We start from the raw sequence: 16,748 nt of genomic DNA, 5'->3' as shown, positions 1-16,748 counted from the left end.
GCGCCATCTGGCAAACAAACGAAAAATCGCAGCACAGTTTCACCTGTGTTGCGATTTTCCTACAACAGTATCGGAAGGCGCCGAAGCCCTTAGGGTGCTTCGCTGCCCGAGGACGACGAAACGGCGGCCGCGACAATCAGGAGCAGCAGCAGGGGCACAATAACCCCCGAAGCCGAAGACGAGGTGGCTGCGGCGACAACTTCTTCTTCCATCACCGGCTCGGCGACGCCACCGGCGAAAGCGGTGGTGGCGGCCAGCGAGAGGGCGGCGGCAAGGGCGATCTTTTTCATCGGAAACTCCAATCTGGCGGAAATCCGGCGCTGTCCCCGCATGGGGCGGCCCGTTTTCAAGGGTTGCGCCACATTGCGGCGCGGATCAAGCAAACTGTGAAGCCCGAAATGCAAAACGGCAGCCCGAAGGCTGCCGTTTCATTCCGGCAAAGCCGAAATATCAGTCAGCCGACGACGACGACGACACGGCAGCCGCAACGACCAGCAGGAGCAGGATCGGAACGATGATGCCCGAAGCCGACGACGAGGTCGCGGCCTTGACAACTTCTTCTTCCATCACCGGTTCAGCAACGCCACCGGCGAAAGCGGTGGTAGCAGCCAGCGACAGAGCGGCGGCGAGCGCAAGTTTCTTCATGTTAACCTCCAGTTATCTCGTGCGGCCAATTTGACAGAGGTGACGGCACGAACCCAAGACTGTTCCTCGTGCTTGCTCTCTAATGATGTCGCGCGGTGATTTGCAATCTGGCGCGGCTACCAAACAGGCAGGCACTGGCCGATGTCGTCAAATTAGCAACACTTGCGTGCCGACTTTCGCAAAGGAAAACAGCTCTTCGATGTGTTCATTGTAAAGCCCGACGCATCCGCTGGACGAACGGCGCCCGATCTTGCGCGTGTCATGGGTGCCATGGATGCGATAGGCGGGCCAGCCAAGGTAAAGCGCCCGCGTTCCAAGGGGGTTTTCGGGAGAGCCGCCCTCGACCAGATCAGGCCAGCTTGGATTGCGTTCCTTCATCGAGGCGGTGGGCCGCCACGGCGGATTGACCACCTTCTGGATCACCTCGGTTTTGCCGCGCCGGGTCAGCTCTTCGTTCAGGGGAACCGAAGTGGGATACAGCCGATAGATCGACAGATCCTCGCTCCAGTAGTGCAGCGCGCGCGAAGTCAGGTCGGCCAGAATCGCCCCGTTCTTGGTCGAGGCGAAATGGTCCTGCCAGTTCAGGATGCGGAAAGACGAGATGTTGTTGCGCACCGGGCTGTCGGCCGGGGGCACAAATTCGGTGCTGTTGTCCTGCGCGCGGGCCGGAACGGTGGCTGCGGCCAGCGCGCCGCCCGTGGCGGCCAGCAAAAGGCGGCGGTTGATGGCCGGGGTCTTGTCGGTCATGGGGATACTCCGTCACTCATTACGGCACGATATGGGGACAGGGCGCCGCCCTGTCCAGTCACGATCACAGGAACAGAACCTGCGTTCCGACCTTGGCATAGCCATAAAGCTCAAGGATATGCTCATTATAAAGGCCGACGCAGCCATTGGACGAACGGCGGCCGATCTTGCGCGTGTCATGGGTGCCGTGGATGCGATAGGCGGGCCAGCCAAGGTAAAGCGCCCGCACACCCAACGGGTTTTCAGGCGACCCTCCCTCGACCCGGCGGGGCCAGTCGGGGTTGCGGGTCAGCTCGTCCTTGGTGGGAATCCAGACCGGATTTTCGACCTTCTGGATCACCGTGGTCCGGCCCCGCTTGGTCAGTTCCTCATTCAGCGGCACCGACGAGGGGTAAAGCCGATAGATCGACTCATCCTCGCTCCAGAAATGCACGGCGCGGCTGGTCAGGTCGGCCAGAATCGCACCGTTGCGCAGATTGTCGAAATAATCGCGCCACTCCTTCATCGTGAAGGACGAGATGTTGTTGCGCACCGGGTTCGTCGCCAGCGAGGCGAATTCGGTCGTGCCCTCCATCACACCCTGCGCAAGGGCGGGGGCGGCAAGGGCTGCGGCGCCGATCAGCGCGCCGGAGGTGGTCAGAAAGCGGCGGCGGTTCAGGCCGGGGTGGCGTTCGGCGGTCATCCGCAGGTCTCCAAAGCGGGTCTTTGGCCGCCTTCTACTCTTGTGGCGGGGCGCCAGCAATCAAACGCGCGGCAATCGGCCAAAGATTGCACAGGCTGTTTGATCCTTGCCGCAGCTTTGGATAAGCACGAGGGCAGGCACGGGCAGAGGCGCTGCCAAGAACCGGGGTTCACCGGGCGGGCACGGAAAAGAGAGATGATGGACAGACGGACAGTTCTGATGATCGGCGGCGCGGCGGTGGCGTTGTCGGGTTGTGTGGCCACGTCGGCCGAGCCGCGCCTTGGCTCGGATGGCAAGCCTTTGCCGCAGGTCTATGTGATTTCGGGGGCCGAGGCGGCCAAGATTCCATATCGCCTGCTGGATGCCGTGAATGCGCTGCGTCAGGCCAAGGGCGCGCCGGCGCTGAACTTCAACGCCGCACTGAACGCGGCTGCCTTGACCCATGCACGCGATATGTCGGTGCAGAACCGGCCCTGGCATTTCGGCTCGGACGGCTCGTCACCGCTGGTTCGGGTGCAGCGCGTCGGCTATACCGGCCAGCTTCTGGGCGAGCTGATTTCCGAGACCTATCAGACCGAGCTGGAAACGCTGTCCGCCTGGATGGCGCAGCCGGACACCCGCGAGGTTATTCTTGATGCCCGCGCGCGGGAGGCGGGGTTCGCCTGGTTCCAGGAGCCGGGTGGCAAGATCTGGTGGACGATGCTGACCGGCGGCTGAACCCGCCACCCCGTCTGACGAAAAAGGGCCCAGCGGGGCCCTTTGCCTTTTCCGCCTCAGGGCAGAATATGGATCGGCGTGCCCGGCTTGACCATGGCATAGATCATCTCGATCTCTTTGTCGGTCACCGCGATACAGCCCGCGGTCCAGTCATTGTCGCGCACCGATTTCCGCACCGCTTTGGGCGGGGCGCCGTGAATGAAGATGTCTCCGCCCGGCTGTTTGCCCTGCGAAGCCGCATAGGCGCGGTCATTGGCATTGGGGTAAGAGATGCCCAGCGACAGATGATAGGTCGATTTCGGGTTGCGGTGGGTGATGGTATAGCTGCCCTCGGGCGTTTTCAGGTCGCCCTCGAATTGCTTGTGACCCACCGGATTGCCGCCCAGCCCGATGTCATAGGTCTTCACGACCTTGCTGTTGTGCAAGAGATACATCTTGCGGTCGGCCTTGTGGACCTGAATCGATGTGATTTCCGGCCCATGATAGGTGCGGAATTTGCCGCCGCAGGACGCGAGCCCCACAAAAGCGGCTACAATCAGAAGTATTCTCAGAAAGGCCATGCTGCTCTGCCCCGTTTTTTTCTGGCCATAGCCGAAAACATCGGCTCAGGCCAGAGGGCGATGGCCGCTCACGCTTTTGTCAGAACGAAGCGCGCGGCAAGCTCGACATGGGCGGACCAGCGGAACTGGTCGATCGCCTGCACCCAATCCAGCCGGTAACCGGCCTGACACAGGCTGCGGGCGTCACGGGCAAAGGTGACCGGGTTGCAGGATACCATGGCGATGACCGGCACCTTCGCGGCACCCAGCCGCGCCACTTGCGCCTCGGCCCCCGCGCGGGGCGGGTCGATCACCGCGGCCTCCACCCCCTTGAACTCATCCGGTTCCAGCGGACGGCGGAAGAGGTCGCGGGTTTCCACGGTGACGCGGCGCAGCCCTTCGGTCTGACGGGCGGCCTTGTCGAGGGCGGCGGTCATGGCGGCTTCACCTTCCACCGCATGAACCTCGGCCCGTTCGGCCAAGGGCAGAGCGAAGGTGCCGCAGCCGGCGAAAAGATCGGTGATCTTGCGGGCCGAACCGATGGCCAGCGCCACCGCCTGCAACAGCGCAGTTTCCCCTTCGGCCGTGGCCTGCAGAAAGGCGCCCGGCGGCGGGGTGACAAGCGCGCGGCCCATCCGCTGCACCGGGCTGGCGCGCAGGGCCACGGTTTCATCGCCCCAGGTCAGACGGGCAAAGCCGTGCGCCTCGGTCACCCGGGCCAGTTCCAGCCGCAGGGTTGAATCGAGGTCTTTGCCACCCGAGACCGCCACATCGGCCCCGGCAAGGCTGCGGGTCACCGTCAGTTGCAGCTCGGTCGTCCGGCTGCCGCCCAGCCGCACCAGCGCCTCAAGCCCCGGGAAGGTGGCCATCAGATCGGGGTGCAAAAGCTGGCAGTTGGGCACCGGCAAGAGCAGGTCCGACGCCCGGGCGTGAAACCCCAACAGCGCGCCACCCTTGGTCTTGCGCCCGGTCAGCGTTGCCCGGCGGCGCGAGCGGGCGGGGGAGGTGGCGATGGGCCGGAACGGCGCCTCAAGCCCCTGACCGGCCAGCGCGCCGCGGATGATGCTTTCCTTCCACTCGGCCACAAAGGCGTCGGTTGCGTGTTGCATCAGGCAGCCGCCGCAGGTCTTTGCGTGACTGCACGGCGGTTTGACCCGCAAAGCGGAGGGTGTGACGATCCGCGTGTTGATCAGCGTATCGCCCTGCAACGCGCCCTCGGCCACCTCGCCGGGCAGCAGGCCACTGGCATAGATCGTGCCGCTGTCGGTCAGCGCAATGCCGTCGCCCAGATGGCCCAGCCGGTCAATGGTGATCCTCACGCCGGTTCCTTTTCCTCGGTGCCGATGAAGCCGCCCGACTGACGGTTCCAGTAGCGCGCATAAAGCCCGCCCCGCGCCAGAAGTTCGTTGTGGCTGCCTTCCTCGACGATGCGGCCCGCGTCAAGCACGATGATGCGGTCCATCTCGGCGATGGTGGAAAGACGGTGCGCAATGGCCACCACGGTCTTGCCCTGCATCACCCGCGCCAGCGCGTCCTGAATGCTGGCCTCGACCTCGGAATCAAGGGCCGAAGTTGCCTCGTCCAGCACCAGAATCGGCGCGTCTTTCAGGAAGGCCCGCGCCAGCGCGATCCGCTGCCGCTGCCCGCCCGACAGTTTCACCCCCCGCTCGCCCAGATAGGCGTCATAGCCGGCGCGGCCCTGATGGTCGCGCAGCGAGAGGATGAAGTCATGCGCCTCCGCGGCGCGGGCGGCGGCGATCATCTGTGCCTCGGTCGCCTCGGGGTTGCCGTAAAGGATGTTCTCGCGCGCCGTGCGGTTGAACATGGCGGTTTCCTGCGTGACCATGCCGATCTGCCGCCGCAGGCTTTCCTGCGTCACGTCGCGCACATCCTGCCCGTCGATCAGAATGTGACCCTGTTCGGCATCATAGAGCCGCAACAAGAGCGAAACCAGTGTCGATTTGCCGGCACCCGAAGCCCCGACCACGCCGATCTTTTCGCCCGGGCGGATGTGCAGGTTGATGCCGTCCACCCCGCCGCGACCGCTTTCGCTGCGCCGGCCATAGGCAAAGCTGACGGCATCGAACTGCACATCTCCCGTGACGCGCGGCATCTCGCCCGCGTCGGGCGCATCGGCCAGCGTATAGGGCGGGGTCAGGGTGCGGATACCATCCTCCACCTCGCCCAGATTACCGAAAATGCCCATCAGGCTGAACGAAACCCAGCCCGTCATCTGTGCCAGCCGGAAGGAAATTGCCCCCGCCGCCGCGATGTCGCCCGCCGTCGCATGGCCCTGCAACCAGAGCGCCACGGTGCCACCCACCAACATCACCGGCAAAACCCCCGCCAGCGCCATCAGTGCAAGCCGGAACCAGCTTGAGATGATGCCGTATTCGGTGGCCTTTTCGCGGAAGCTCGCCATCGCCTCAAGCGCCACGCGGTCCTCATGCTCGGCATGGGCGAACAGCTTGACGGTTTTCATATTGGTGACGGTATCGACGATCTGCCCCGTCACCATCGCCCGCGCCGCCGCCCGCGCGCCCGAAGCGGCCCTGATCCGCTTCAGGAACCCACGAATGAACAGCCCATAGGCAATCACCCACAGCACAAGCAGGCCCGAAACCCGCACGTCAATCGCCAAGAGCAGCGCAACCGACCCCACCACCGAAGCCAGCGCAAAGGCCACGGTTTCGATGGTTCCCGAAACCACATCGGTTGCCGCCCGTGCCGTCTGCATCTGCTTTTGCGCGATGCGTCCGGCGAAATCATTGTCAAAGAATGTAACCGCCTGCCCCATGGTCCAGCGGTGGATGCGCGACAGGATCAGCGGAAACAGGTTCGGCTCCAGCCGAACCGAGGCGGCAGCGGTGTTCATTCCGAAAATTGCCGGGCGCAGAAGCAGATAGAACAAAAGGAACCCCAGCGCGAGGTGCCAGTGGTTCGCCAGCGCCGTTGCCGGTTCGGCGCTGGTGGCGGCGTCGATCACATGGCCCAGAATGGTGGCCGAAACCGCCTCGAGCGAACCCGCCGCCGCCGACCAGAGCGCAGCCCAGATGATTCCGGCCCAGGCCCCTTTCAGGGCCCAGCCGAAAAAGGCCCACATCCGGGGCGGCGGCGGGACCTCCGCCTCGGCGAAAGGCGGAATACGAGGCCCGAGTATGAGGTTCATCATTCCAGATCCATCCCGATGAAACCGCCCGATTGGCGGGCCCAGAACCGGGCATAAAGGCCGTTCAGAGCCAGAAGTTCGGCATGACTGCCCACTTCCGCCACCTTGCCATCTTCCAGCACGACGATGCGGTCCATCTCTGCGATGGTGGACAGCCGGTGCGCAATGGCGATCACCGTCTTGCCCTGCATCACGCCGAACAGCGCATCCTGAATCGTCGCCTCTGCCTCGGAGTCGAGCGCCGAGGTTGCCTCGTCCAGAATCAGGATCGGCGCATCCTTGAGGATCACCCGCGCCAGAGCCACCCGTTGCCGCTGCCCGCCCGAAAGCTTTACCCCCCGCTCGCCCACATGGGCGTCATATCCCTTGCGGCCCTGCGGATCTTCCAGACCCAGAATAAACTCATGCGCGTCGGCCTGTTTGGCCGCAGCAATCATCTGCGCTTCGGAGGCATCGGGGAAGCCGTAAAGGATGTTCTCGCGCACCGAGCGGTGCATCAGACTGCTGTCCTGCTGCACCATGCCGATCTGTGCCCGCAGACTGTCTTGTGTGACGCGGGAAATGTCCTGGCCGTCAATCAGGATACGGCCCGACTCGCTGTCGTAGAACCGCAGGATCAGCTTCACCAGCGTCGATTTCCCGGCGCCCGAGCGGCCGACCAGACCGATCTTTTCGCCCGGGCGGATGTTCAGGCTGACATCCTGCAACCCGCCGAAACCGCGGCCATAGTGATGGCTGACACCTTCGATTTGCACCTCGCCGCGGGTGAAGGCCAGCGGCTTGGCGCCGGGCGCATCAACCAGCGTGACCGGCTGGGTGATCGTCTCCATCCCCTCCTGCACGGTGCCCAGATTCTGCACGAGGTTGGTCGTCGCCCACATGATCCAGTAGGTCATGCTGTTCAGCCGCAGCACAAGCGCCGCAGCCGCCGCCACCGCCCCCACCGAAGCGCCGCCGCCATACCATAGCCACATCGCCCAGCCGATGACCGAGACGATGAGGAAACCGTTCAGCACGGTCAGCACCAGATCCATCGTGGTGACGATGCGCATTTCCGATTGGAACGTGGTGCGCGACCGTTCGATCGCCTCGCGGCCATATTCCAGCTCGCGCTCGGTATGGGCGAAAAGCTTGACCGAGTGGATGTTGGAATAGGCGTCCACGACCCGGCCCGTCACCGCGGATCGCGCCTCGGAGCTGGCGGTCGAGGCGGGGCCGGCACGCCGCACGGTCCAGCGCATCAGCGCGATATAACCCGCAAACCACAGGATCAGCGGCACCAGAAGCCGCGGGTCCGACCCCGCCAGCATGATTGCCGCACCGACCAGCGTGGTCGAGGCGAAGGCAACCGCGTCAAAGGTCTGGAACACCGCCTCCCCGGCGGCGGGCGGCGCCTGCATGATCCGGTTGGCGATCCGCCCAGCAAAATCGCTTTCGAACCAGCCGACGGGCTGACGCAGCACATGGGCATGGGCGCGCCAGCGCATCATGGTGCCGAAATTGGTCAGGATGGTGTTGTGCAAAAGGGCAACCCCGGTCACGCCCACGGCGGGACGGATGACCAGAACCACAAACGCCACGCCCAGCACCTCGGCCCAGTGGCTGGCCCAGAACTGCGCCGGGCTGCCTGTGGACAACAGATCTACCAGACGCCCGACATACCAGATCAGCGCGATATCCAGCGCACCATTGGCAATGGCGACAGTGCCCGTCGCGGCAAAGACCCAGCGGAAGGGAACGATATAATCCCACAGAAAGGGCCAGAGCTTGCGCGGGGGCGTGTCGGTGGGGGTATAGGTGGCGTAGGGGTCAACCAGACCCTCGAAGAAGCGGAACATGATCTCACCTGGAATTGGACCCCGGATATAGAGGTTTTTTCTCCCGAGGGAAACAGTCAGGCTAAAAGTTCTTCCTTGCTCAGTCGCAGGTCGCTGGCCAGCCAGCGCGCGCGCAACTGTTTCAGACGGGCACCAAGGGCAGGGCCGGCAAGGTCGGGCAGATCGGCGGCTGCGACGGGAAAGCGGGCGGCGGCGCCCCTTGCGATGGCCGCCTGCCAGTCTTGTGGCAGGGGCGACAGCAGGGCGGCACGCGCTAGGACAGCATCCGTCGCGGTGACTGCGCCATGCAGAAAGCCAAGCGCGGCGGGGCTGTTCATGCTGCCAATTTCGTCTCTGATCGCCGTTATAGTGACTGTATCGGCGCGACTCAGGCGCAGCTTCTCCGCATTCCCGCCCAGCACGGCAAGGCGGCGGTGCCAGCGGGGCGGGGCGCCCGCCTCAAGATGCACCAGCGGCGCCAGCGCGCGGGGATCGGCGCCGGGCAGAATCCGGGCGAGAACACCCGCCTGCGCCATGGCGGCAACCGCCGGGGCAGGGTCCGGCGCCGCCAGGAGCTTGCAGGTTTCAGAGGTGACGCGCTCGGCTGAAAGTGTCTCTAAACCCGCACTCAGAGCCGCACAGGCGGCCAGCCCCTCGGCATCAATTCCGTTTTTCGGATCACCATAATGGGCATGAAAGCGAAAGAACCGCAGGATGCGCAGGTAATCCTCGCGGATGCGCGCCTCGGGCTCTCCGACAAAGCGGACGTGGCGCGCCAGCAGGTCGGGCAGGCCACCCAGGGGGTCGATCACGCTGCCATCGGCACGGGCATAAAGCGCGTTCATGGTGAAATCGCGCCGCGCCGCGTCTTCGGCCACATCCGAGGAAAAGGCGACGGTCGCGCGGCGGCCATCGGTCTCGACATCGCGGCGGAAGGTTGTCACCTCATGCGGGATACCGCCTGCGATGACGGTCACCGTTCCATGCTCGATGCCGGTCGGCACCACCCGAAAACCGGCATAAACCGCAATGTCAGAGACTGTTTCGGGTGTGGCGTCACTGGCAATGTCGATATCGCCAACCTCTACGCCCAAAAGCGCATTGCGCACGCAGCCACCCACGAACAGGGCCTGAAACCCCGCAGCCTCCAGCGCGGCGCACAGCGCCTGTGTCGGCTCGGCCTGCAGCCAATCGCCCGAAACCTTCATGGCCCAACCCGCTCGGCCAGACCGCGCAGAATACGGGCCGTTGCGCCCCAGATGTAATAGGGGCCATAGGGCACAGCGTAATAATGCCGCCACTCCCCCCGCCAAAGCCGCCGCTCCACTACATAGCGCGCCGGGTTCAGCACATGGGACAGCGGCACGGTAAAGACCTCTTCCACCTCACCCGCCTCTGGCGCCGGGGAAAAAGCGTCTCTGATATGGCCCAAAATGGGGGTTACGCTAAATCCCGTCACGGTTTCATGGGCGGGCAGGCGGCCCAAAAGCTCGACCGTGGCGGAGGGAAGGGCGATCTCTTCGCGGGCCTCGCGCAGGGCGGCGGCCTCGGCACTGTCGTCGCTGGGATCAACCTTGCCACCCGGGAAGGCGATCTGTCCCGGGTGGTGCTTGAGATGCGAGGCGCGTTTGGTCAGGATCAGCCGATCCTGCCAGATGGCCACCAGAACCGCCGCAGGCCGCAGCACGCGGCCCGGTGGCAAGACCAGCCCCGGGTTCAGGTCGAAGTCAGACGAATCGCCCCCGGGGCGCGTAAGCGCGGCGCGGAGGCGATCAATCTCAGGCATTCTTGCCCTCGAACCCCAGGGTCTTGGGGTCCAGCTCGTAATGCGCGCTGCAGAACTGGCAATCTGCGGTGACCTTGCCCTCGGGCGTGGTCATATGCGCGATGTCCTTCTGCGAATAGATCGACATCGCCTGCCGCACCTTGTCTTCCGAGCAGGAACAGCCAAAGCGCAGCGGCTGGGCGTCAAACACCCGCGGCTCTTCCTCATGGAACAGGCGCACCAGAAGGTCGGCAGGCGTCACCGAGGGGCCGATCAGCTCCAGTTCCTCGACCGTATCCAGCAGCACATTCGCCCGGGTCCAGTTTTCCGACTGATCGCCAGAGAGGATATCGCTGTGCGACAACAGTCCGCCTTCCCCCGATCCGCCTTCGGCCGCGACCGCACCTCCCGCTGGCGGCATGTGTTGCAGCATGATGCCGCCGCCGCGCCAATGGCTGGTCCCGCCCGGAACCTGGCTTTTGCCGAAATGCAGGGCAAACCGGGTCGGCAATTGTTCGGACTGGGCAAAATACGTCTCTGCACAGGCGGAAAGGCTGCCTCCGGCGATGGGGGTAAAGCCCTGATAGGGCACCATGCCCTCGCCCTGATCGAGCATGACCGCGAAATAGCCCTGTCCGATCTGGCTGAAGGGCCGCGCCTCGTGGTCCAGCCGCTCGGCGTTATAGCTGGCATAGGCGCGGATGCGGGCGGGCTCGCCCTCGTCGCTCGGGCCGTAGTAATCGGTGGCGATCAGCCGCGCCGGACCGTTGCCGCGAATTTGCAGGCTCAACTTCCAGCGCAGCTTGATCGACTGCCCGATCAGCGCGGTCAGCAGGGCGGCCTCGGCCACCAAGGCTTCGATCACCGGGGGGTAATTGTGCTGGTGCAGAACCTGTTCCAATACCCCATCCAGCCGCACCACGCGGCCGCGGATGTCAGAGCGGTCAAGCTGGAAAGGCAGGACGGTATCGTCCCATGCGATCTGTTCGGGATTCATCGGGGTTTCCTAAGGCTGCCAGTGTTGGCATACCGCGCCTATATAGGCAGGGCAACGAAAGGTCCAAGGGGCATGTCGATCCGGCGGTATGGCGAAGCGGTGAAGGCGGGGCAGAGCTACAGGCGGCGGCCGGGCGTCTATGCGGTGCTGCTGGATGGCGATGCGATGCTGGTCACCCATCAGGCCGCCCCGGTGCCCGAGTTCCAACTGCCGGGTGGCGGCATAGACAGGGGAGAGCATCCGATTGCCGCCCTGCACCGCGAGGTGATGGAGGAAACCGGCTGGCATATCGCGGGCATCCGCCGCTTTGGTGCGTTCCGGCGGTTCTGCTATATGCCGGAATATGATCTGTGGGCCGAAAAGCTCTGCACGGTCTATGTCGCGCGGCCGGTGCTGCGCGTCGGCCCGCCGACGGAACCCGGGCATCAGGCGGTCTGGATCGAGGCGCGAGCGGCGGTGCAGGAGCTGGGCAATCCGGGCGACCGTGCCATGGTGGCACGGATTCTGGCGTGCTAACCCCCGCCGCGGAAATCGAAGATCAGGGCCGAAACATCATCGGGAAATTCATCGGTTCCGGCATGGCGCACCAGATCCCAGACCAGCGTTTCCAGCAGTTGTGGTGAGGGCTGGGCGGCGTGATGCTGCATCACCGTCTGCAACCCTTCGCTGCCCAGCTCTTGCCCCGCGGGGTCAGGACATTCGGTGATGCCGTCCGACACCAGCATCAACCTGTCGCCCGGGAAAAGCCTAAGCGCGATACGCTGATAGCTTGCCCCCTCGATCAGCCCCACCGGCAGGCCGCCCTGCCCCAGCACCTCGACCGCGCCGTCATGGCGCAGCACCATCGGGTGGGGATGGCCGGCCTGCACCATCATGCATTGGCCTGTGGCAAGGTCGATTTCGGCATAAGCCATGGTAAAATACTGATCGACCTGCAAATCTTCGATCATCATGCGGTTCAGGCGGGCCGCGACAAGTTCGGGCGGCCAGGCATCGCGCCGCCCGTCCGCCGCGCTGGTCAGCGCGATGTTCTGATCCGGCGAAGCGCCCGAGAGCAGCCCGGCCAGCCGTGCCGTCATCATCGCCGACGCCACGCCATGGCCGGAAACATCCACCGAATAGACCGCCACGCGCCGCGGGTTGATCACGAAACTGCCCACCAGATCCCCGCCGACATGGCCCGAAGGCCGCAAGAGCAGGCTGGCCGTTCCGCCGCCAAAGTCGCGGAACCTTTCGCGCACAAGGGTCTGTTGCAGCTTGCGCGCCTCGATCAGGTCGCGGTCGAGCGAATCGTAAAGCTGCTGGATTTTGCCCAAAGCGGCGCCGAGCAGCCGGTTCTTTTCCACCAGTTCGCGCTGCATCGCCAAAAGCCGTTCCCCGGCGCGCAGGCGGGCGCGCAGCTCATCGGCGCTGACGGGTTTGGTTAGGAAGTCATCCGCCCCCGCCTCAAGCCCGTCGGCCACCTCGGCCTTGTCGGATTTCGAGGTGAGCAGGATGAAATAACCATAGCTTTCGCGCCCCAGCGCCCGGAAGGCGCGGCAGAATTCCAGCCCGCTCATCCCCGGCATCATCCAGTCGGACAGAATCAGGTCAAATCCGGTGTCGGTCAGCAGCCGCAGCGCCGCCTCGCCTGATTCGGCCTCGGTCACGCGATAGCCCCAGCGGGTAAGTTGCACAGTTAGCATCCGGCGCTGAGCGCGGCTGTCATCGACGACCAGAACCGATTGGCCCGCGCCGGCGGAGTGCCCGAATCGGTCGGGATTTGGCTGCGGTGTTGACGACAGATCCACGGTTGGCCCCCATTCCTTCGCACCGTTTTGGGCCCAAGGGCTTAAGGGAAGGTGAAATCTAAAACTCGCGCTTTCGGCTGCAGGCGCGGTCACCAATTGTTAAATCTGTCGCGGCAGGGTTATCTGGGGCTTGCTGGGCAGAGGCCGCTGTGGGCGGGATGAACCATGATCGACTGGGGCAGAGTGAACGCATTGCGTGATGAGATCGGCGCGACGGATTTCGCCGAAGTGGTGACGCTTTTCCTTGAAGAAGCGGATGAGGTTGTCAGCCGCCTTTCGAACCTTCTGGGCGCTCCGCGGCTTGAGGCCGATCTGCATTTCCTGAAAGGTGCGGCGCTGAACCTTGGCTTTGCCGATTTCGCCAGCCTCTGCCAGATCGGGGAGCGCCGGGCCGCGCAGGGTGATGCTTCTGCCGATCTCCAGGAAATCCGCCACAGCTATGCTGCGTCCAAAACGGCGTTTGATCGGGGTCTGGCCACACCCGGCCCGCGCAGCGCGGCCGGCTGAACCCGCCCCTTGCGCCCGGCGAAAGCGGCGCTATGTTCCTCCTCACCTCGGGGAGCCCTGCAAGGGGCTGAGATGCGCAAGCGAACCCGTCGAACCTGAACCGGATCATACCGGCGGAGGGAAGGTGCATGGACAGCCTCCAGCCCGACCATTCCGTCGCACCTGGAGGATACCATGAAGACGCTCCCCCTCGCTGCGGCTGTTACCTGCCTTGCGACCATCGCAGGCGCCGAAACGCCCGTTCTTACCGTCATGACCTATGACAGCTTTGCCTCGGAATGGGGCCCGGGCCCCGCGATCGAAAAAGGGTTCGAGGCGACCTGCGGCTGTGACCTGCGCTTTGTCACTGCGGGCGACGGCGCCGCCCTTCTGGCACGGGTGCAGCTTGAAGGCGCCGCATCCGAAGGCGATGTGGTTGTCGGGCTGGACACCAACCTGACCGCCGCCGCCACCGAGAGCGGCCTTTTCGCGCCGCATGGGCAGCCTGCCGTCACCGGCCTGCCGGTGGCTTGGGAAGATGCGCAGTTCCTGCCCTTTGACTGGGGTTGGTTCGCCTTCGTGCATGACAAGGCAAAACTGCCGAACCCGCCCGCGAGCCTTGAGGCGCTGGCGGCGTCGGATGTGAAGATCCTGATTCAGGATCCGCGTTCCTCCACCCCCGGCCTTGGTCTGGTGATGTGGGTCAAGGCGGCATACGGCGACCGCGCGCCGGACATCTGGGCGGCGCTGGCCGATAACATCGTGACCGTCACCCCCGGCTGGTCCGAAGCCTATGGCATGTTCCTTGAGGGGGAGGCGGATATGGTGCTGTCTTACACCACCTCGCCCGCCTATCACCTGATCGCGGAAAGCGATGATAGCAAGGCTGCGGCCCCCTTTGCCGAAGGGCACTATCTTCAGGTCGAGGTTGCGGGCCTGCTGGCGGGGTCTGATCAGCCGGAGTTGGGCAAGGCTTTCCTCGCCTATCTGGTGGGCGATGCGGCGCAATCGGTGATCCCGACGACGAACTGGATGTATCCGGCGAATGTCCCTGCCGCGGGTCTGCCCGAGGGGTTCGGCACGCTGATCCAGCCCGCCAAATCGCTGCTCTTCTCCTCCGACGAGGCGGGCGCGCTGCGTGAGGCGGCGGTGGCGGAATGGCAAGCCGCGCTGTCGCGCTGATCCCGGCGCTTCTGGCGCTGATCATCGTCGCGCTGACATTGGGCAGCGCGGCGGTGACGGCGGTTTGGGGCGGCGGCGGCGGGCTTGGCCCGGCGGACTGGGCGGCGCTGCGGTTCACCCTGTTGCAGGCGGCGCTGTCGGCGGCGGTTTCGGCCCTGCTGGCGGTGCCGCTGGCGCGGGCTTTGGTGCGGCGGCGCTTTGCCGGGAGGGGGCTGTTGCTGCGGCTGATGGCGGCGCCCTTTCTGTTGCCGGTGGTGGTGGCGGTGCTGGGGCTGCTGGCAGTCTTTGGCCGCTCGGGCCCGGTGAACAGCCTGCTGGCGGTTCTGGGCCTGCCCGCGCTGTCGGTCTTTGGGCTGCATGGCGTGGTTTTGGCTCATGTGTTCCTGAACCTGCCTTTGGTCACGCGGATGCTGGTTCACGGCTGGCAGGCGATCCCGGCCGAACGGTTCCGGTTGGCGCAGGCGCTCGGCATGGGGCCGGGGCCGCAGTTCCGGCATCTTGAGCTGCCGATGTTGCGCGCGACCTTGCCGGGTGCGGCGGCGCTGGTATTCCTTCTGTGCCTGACCTCTTTTGCTGTGGCCCTGACGCTGGGCGGCGGGCCAAAGGCCAGCACGGTGGAATTGGCGATCTATCAGGCGCTGCGGTTCGATTTCCTGCCGGGCAAGGCGGCCACGCTGGCGGCGGTGCAATTTGCGCTTTGCGCGACTGTGACGCTGGCTGCAATGCGGCTGGCCCGGGTCGAGGGCTTTGGCGCCGGGCTGGGGCGCGAGGTGGAGATGCCCGCGCCGGGTGGCTGGCGTCGGGGCGTGGATGCGCTGATGATTGTGCTGGCTGCGGGGTTCCTGCTGGCGCCGCTCTTGGCGGTGGTCTGGCGCGGGGCGCCGGGGGTGGTGGCGCTGCCGCCTTCGGTCGGCTGGGCGGCGGCAAGGTCGCTGGTGGTGGCGGTGCTTTCGGCAGTATTGGCCGCGGTGGCGGCGCTGGTTCTGATGCAGGCCCGGGTTGCCGGGCGGCGCTGGGCGGAACTGGCGGCGATGCTGCCGCTTGCGGCTTCGGGGCTGGTGATGGGGACGGGGCTGTTTTTGCTGGTGCAGCCCGTCGCCCCGGTGGAGCGGCTGGCCCTGCCGGTCACCATGCTGGTGAATGCGACGCTGGCGCTGCCCTATCTGTTCCGCCTGCTTTTGCCCGAGGCGCTGCGGCTTGAGGCCGATTATGCGCGGCTGGCCGAGAGCCTGTCGCTGCGGGGGGCTGCCCGGCTGCGGCTTCTGGTGCTGCCCCGGCTGGCGCGGCCGCTGGGCTTTGGCACCGGGCTGGCTGCGGCACTGTCGATGGGCGACCTTGGGGTGATCGCGCTCTTCGCCGGAGAGCGGGGGGTGACCTTGCCGCTGTTGGTGCAGCGTCTCACCGGCGCTTACCGGATGGAGGCGGCAGCTTCGGCGGCGCTGTTGCTGGTGGGCCTCAGTTTCGCGCTGTTCTGGCTGTTTGACCGATGGGGGGCCCGCCATGCTGCGGCTTGAGCATTTAGACCTGAGGCAGGACGACTTCCGTCTGCAAGCCGATCTGACGGTGCCTGTGGGCGCGCGGGTGGCGGTGATCGGGCCGTCCGGCGCGGGGAAATCGACGCTGCTGATGGCGGTGGCGGGGTTCTTTGCCCCGGTCGCTGGGCGGGTTTTGTGGGCCGGACAAGATCTGGCAGGGCGGGCGCCCGGAGACCGGCCCCTGAGCATCCTGTTTCAGGATCAGAACCTGTTCCCCCATCTGACGCTTGCGCAAAACCTTGGCCTTGGCCTGCGCGCCGATCTGCGGCTTGACGCAGGTCAGCGCGCCCGGGTGGAAGAGGCGCTGCAACGGGTGGGGCTTGCGGGTATGGGCGCGCGCAAACCGGCACAGCTTTCGGGGGGGCAGATCGGCAGGGCGGCACTGGCGCGGGCGCTGCTGCGGGAGCGGCCGCTTCTGCTTCTGGACGAGCCTTTTGCGGCGCTTGGCCCCGCGCTCAAGGCGGAAATGCTGGATCTGGTTGCGGAACTGGCGGATGGGGCGACGGTGCTGATGGTCACCCATGACCCGGCGGATGCCCGGCGCTTTGCCGATCAGACCATTCTGGTGGCCGATGGCATCGCCCATGCCCCACGGCCCACTGCGGAACTTTTCGCCGATCCGCCCCCGGCCTTGCGGGCCTATCTGGGCATATAGGCAAAGAAAAACCCCCGCCGAA

The 16,748-nt window shown here is 65.3% G+C and carries 18 protein-coding genes and 1 riboswitch; of the genes, 6 read left to right on the top strand and 12 right to left on the bottom strand.

From position 1 onward, the window contains the following. Positions 1 to 89: 89 nt before the first annotated feature. From HS053_RS14235 to HS053_RS14220, 4 genes are all read right to left on the bottom strand, one after another. A complete protein-coding gene (locus HS053_RS14235; RefSeq protein ID WP_174211925.1) occupies positions 90 to 290 on the bottom strand; it encodes a hypothetical protein in 201 nt (66 codons plus the stop codon). A gap of 160 nt (positions 291 to 450) precedes the next feature. Next, positions 451 to 645, bottom strand: a complete 195-nt coding sequence (locus HS053_RS14230) for a hypothetical protein (protein WP_174211924.1) — start codon at positions 643 to 645, stop codon at positions 451 to 453. 147 nt (positions 646 to 792) lie between these two features. Continuing rightward, a complete protein-coding gene (locus HS053_RS14225; RefSeq protein ID WP_174211923.1) occupies positions 793 to 1,392 on the bottom strand; it encodes a L,D-transpeptidase in 600 nt (199 codons plus the stop codon). A 64-nt stretch (positions 1,393 to 1,456) separates the two neighbouring features. After that, the gene (locus tag HS053_RS14220) at positions 1,457 to 2,074 is read right to left on the bottom strand and encodes a L,D-transpeptidase (protein WP_174211922.1); all 618 of its coding nucleotides are present in this window, start codon (positions 2,072 to 2,074) and stop codon (positions 1,457 to 1,459) included. Between the two features lie 198 nt (positions 2,075 to 2,272). Here HS053_RS14220 and dalA point away from each other — a divergent pair, with 198 nt between their 5' ends. Next, positions 2,273 to 2,791: a divisome-associated lipoprotein DalA gene (gene dalA / locus HS053_RS14215; RefSeq protein ID WP_174211921.1), complete on the top strand. Its 519-nt coding sequence runs from the start codon at positions 2,273 to 2,275 to the stop codon at positions 2,789 to 2,791. A 56-nt stretch (positions 2,792 to 2,847) separates the two neighbouring features. Here the strand turns inward: dalA and HS053_RS14210 are convergent, their stop codons facing one another. The 7 genes from HS053_RS14210 to hslO all read right to left on the bottom strand — a co-directional run bounded on the left by HS053_RS14210 (position 2,848) and on the right by hslO (position 11,078). Next, on the bottom strand, positions 2,848 to 3,351 hold the full coding sequence (locus HS053_RS14210) for a L,D-transpeptidase family protein (RefSeq protein WP_174211920.1): 504 nt from the start codon (positions 3,349 to 3,351) through the stop codon (positions 2,848 to 2,850). A gap of 68 nt (positions 3,352 to 3,419) precedes the next feature. After that, positions 3,420 to 4,649, bottom strand: coding sequence for a class I SAM-dependent RNA methyltransferase (locus HS053_RS14205; protein ID WP_174211919.1), 1,230 nt, complete (start codon positions 4,647 to 4,649; stop codon positions 3,420 to 3,422). Further along, positions 4,646 to 6,499 (bottom strand): ABC transporter ATP-binding protein, encoded by a 1,854-nt coding sequence (locus HS053_RS14200; RefSeq protein ID WP_458358897.1) that lies wholly within the window; start codon positions 6,497 to 6,499, stop codon positions 4,646 to 4,648. Before HS053_RS14200 ends, HS053_RS14205 begins: the two co-directional genes overlap by 4 nt. Beyond that, on the bottom strand, positions 6,499 to 8,337 hold the full coding sequence (locus HS053_RS14195) for an ABC transporter ATP-binding protein (protein ID WP_174211917.1): 1,839 nt from the start codon (positions 8,335 to 8,337) through the stop codon (positions 6,499 to 6,501). Before HS053_RS14195 ends, HS053_RS14200 begins: the two co-directional genes overlap by 1 nt. A gap of 56 nt (positions 8,338 to 8,393) precedes the next feature. Then, positions 8,394 to 9,524 (bottom strand): CCA tRNA nucleotidyltransferase, encoded by a 1,131-nt coding sequence (locus HS053_RS14190; RefSeq protein ID WP_174211916.1) that lies wholly within the window; start codon positions 9,522 to 9,524, stop codon positions 8,394 to 8,396. Beyond that, on the bottom strand, positions 9,521 to 10,102 hold the full coding sequence (locus HS053_RS14185; RefSeq protein WP_174211915.1) for a CoA pyrophosphatase: 582 nt from the start codon (positions 10,100 to 10,102) through the stop codon (positions 9,521 to 9,523). Before HS053_RS14185 ends, HS053_RS14190 begins: the two co-directional genes overlap by 4 nt. Then, positions 10,095 to 11,078: an Hsp33 family molecular chaperone HslO gene (hslO, locus tag HS053_RS14180; protein WP_174211914.1), complete on the bottom strand. Its 984-nt coding sequence runs from the start codon at positions 11,076 to 11,078 to the stop codon at positions 10,095 to 10,097. The genes HS053_RS14185 and hslO overlap by 8 nt, the downstream gene beginning before the upstream one ends. A gap of 72 nt (positions 11,079 to 11,150) precedes the next feature. Here hslO and HS053_RS14175 point away from each other — a divergent pair, with 72 nt between their 5' ends. After that, a complete protein-coding gene (locus tag HS053_RS14175) occupies positions 11,151 to 11,594 on the top strand; it encodes an NUDIX hydrolase (protein WP_174211913.1) in 444 nt (147 codons plus the stop codon). Here HS053_RS14175 and HS053_RS14170 read toward each other — a convergent pair. After that, the gene (locus HS053_RS14170; RefSeq protein WP_458358898.1) at positions 11,591 to 12,862 is read right to left on the bottom strand and encodes a PP2C family protein-serine/threonine phosphatase; all 1,272 of its coding nucleotides are present in this window, start codon (positions 12,860 to 12,862) and stop codon (positions 11,591 to 11,593) included. The two genes, HS053_RS14175 and HS053_RS14170, sit on opposite strands and share 4 nt — an antisense overlap. 171 nt (positions 12,863 to 13,033) lie before the next feature. On the opposite strand from HS053_RS14170, the gene HS053_RS14165 reads away from it, so the two are divergent. The 4 genes from HS053_RS14165 (at position 13,034) to HS053_RS14150 (ending at position 16,726) form a co-directional block, all read left to right on the top strand. Next, the gene (locus HS053_RS14165; protein WP_174211911.1) at positions 13,034 to 13,375 is read left to right on the top strand and encodes an Hpt domain-containing protein; all 342 of its coding nucleotides are present in this window, start codon (positions 13,034 to 13,036) and stop codon (positions 13,373 to 13,375) included. Between the two features lie 38 nt (positions 13,376 to 13,413). Then, positions 13,414 to 13,514, top strand: a riboswitch (TPP riboswitch). A gap of 35 nt (positions 13,515 to 13,549) precedes the next feature. After that, on the top strand, positions 13,550 to 14,536 hold the full coding sequence (gene thiB, locus HS053_RS14160) for a thiamine ABC transporter substrate binding subunit (protein ID WP_174211910.1): 987 nt from the start codon (positions 13,550 to 13,552) through the stop codon (positions 14,534 to 14,536). Then, complete coding sequence (locus HS053_RS14155) at positions 14,512 to 16,050, top strand: ABC transporter permease subunit (RefSeq protein ID WP_174211909.1); 1,539 nt, start codon at positions 14,512 to 14,514, stop codon at positions 16,048 to 16,050. Before thiB ends, HS053_RS14155 begins: the two co-directional genes overlap by 25 nt. Further along, positions 16,037 to 16,726 (top strand): thiamine ABC transporter ATP-binding protein, encoded by a 690-nt coding sequence (locus HS053_RS14150; protein WP_174211908.1) that lies wholly within the window; start codon positions 16,037 to 16,039, stop codon positions 16,724 to 16,726. Before HS053_RS14155 ends, HS053_RS14150 begins: the two co-directional genes overlap by 14 nt. Positions 16,727 to 16,748 lie beyond the last annotated feature (22 nt).

Origin of the sequence: Tabrizicola fusiformis, from assembly GCF_013328815.1 — a bacterium.
Lineage (GTDB): Bacteria > Pseudomonadota > Alphaproteobacteria > Rhodobacterales > Rhodobacteraceae > Fuscibacter.
This window is presented reverse-complemented; position numbering and strand designations above follow the sequence as displayed.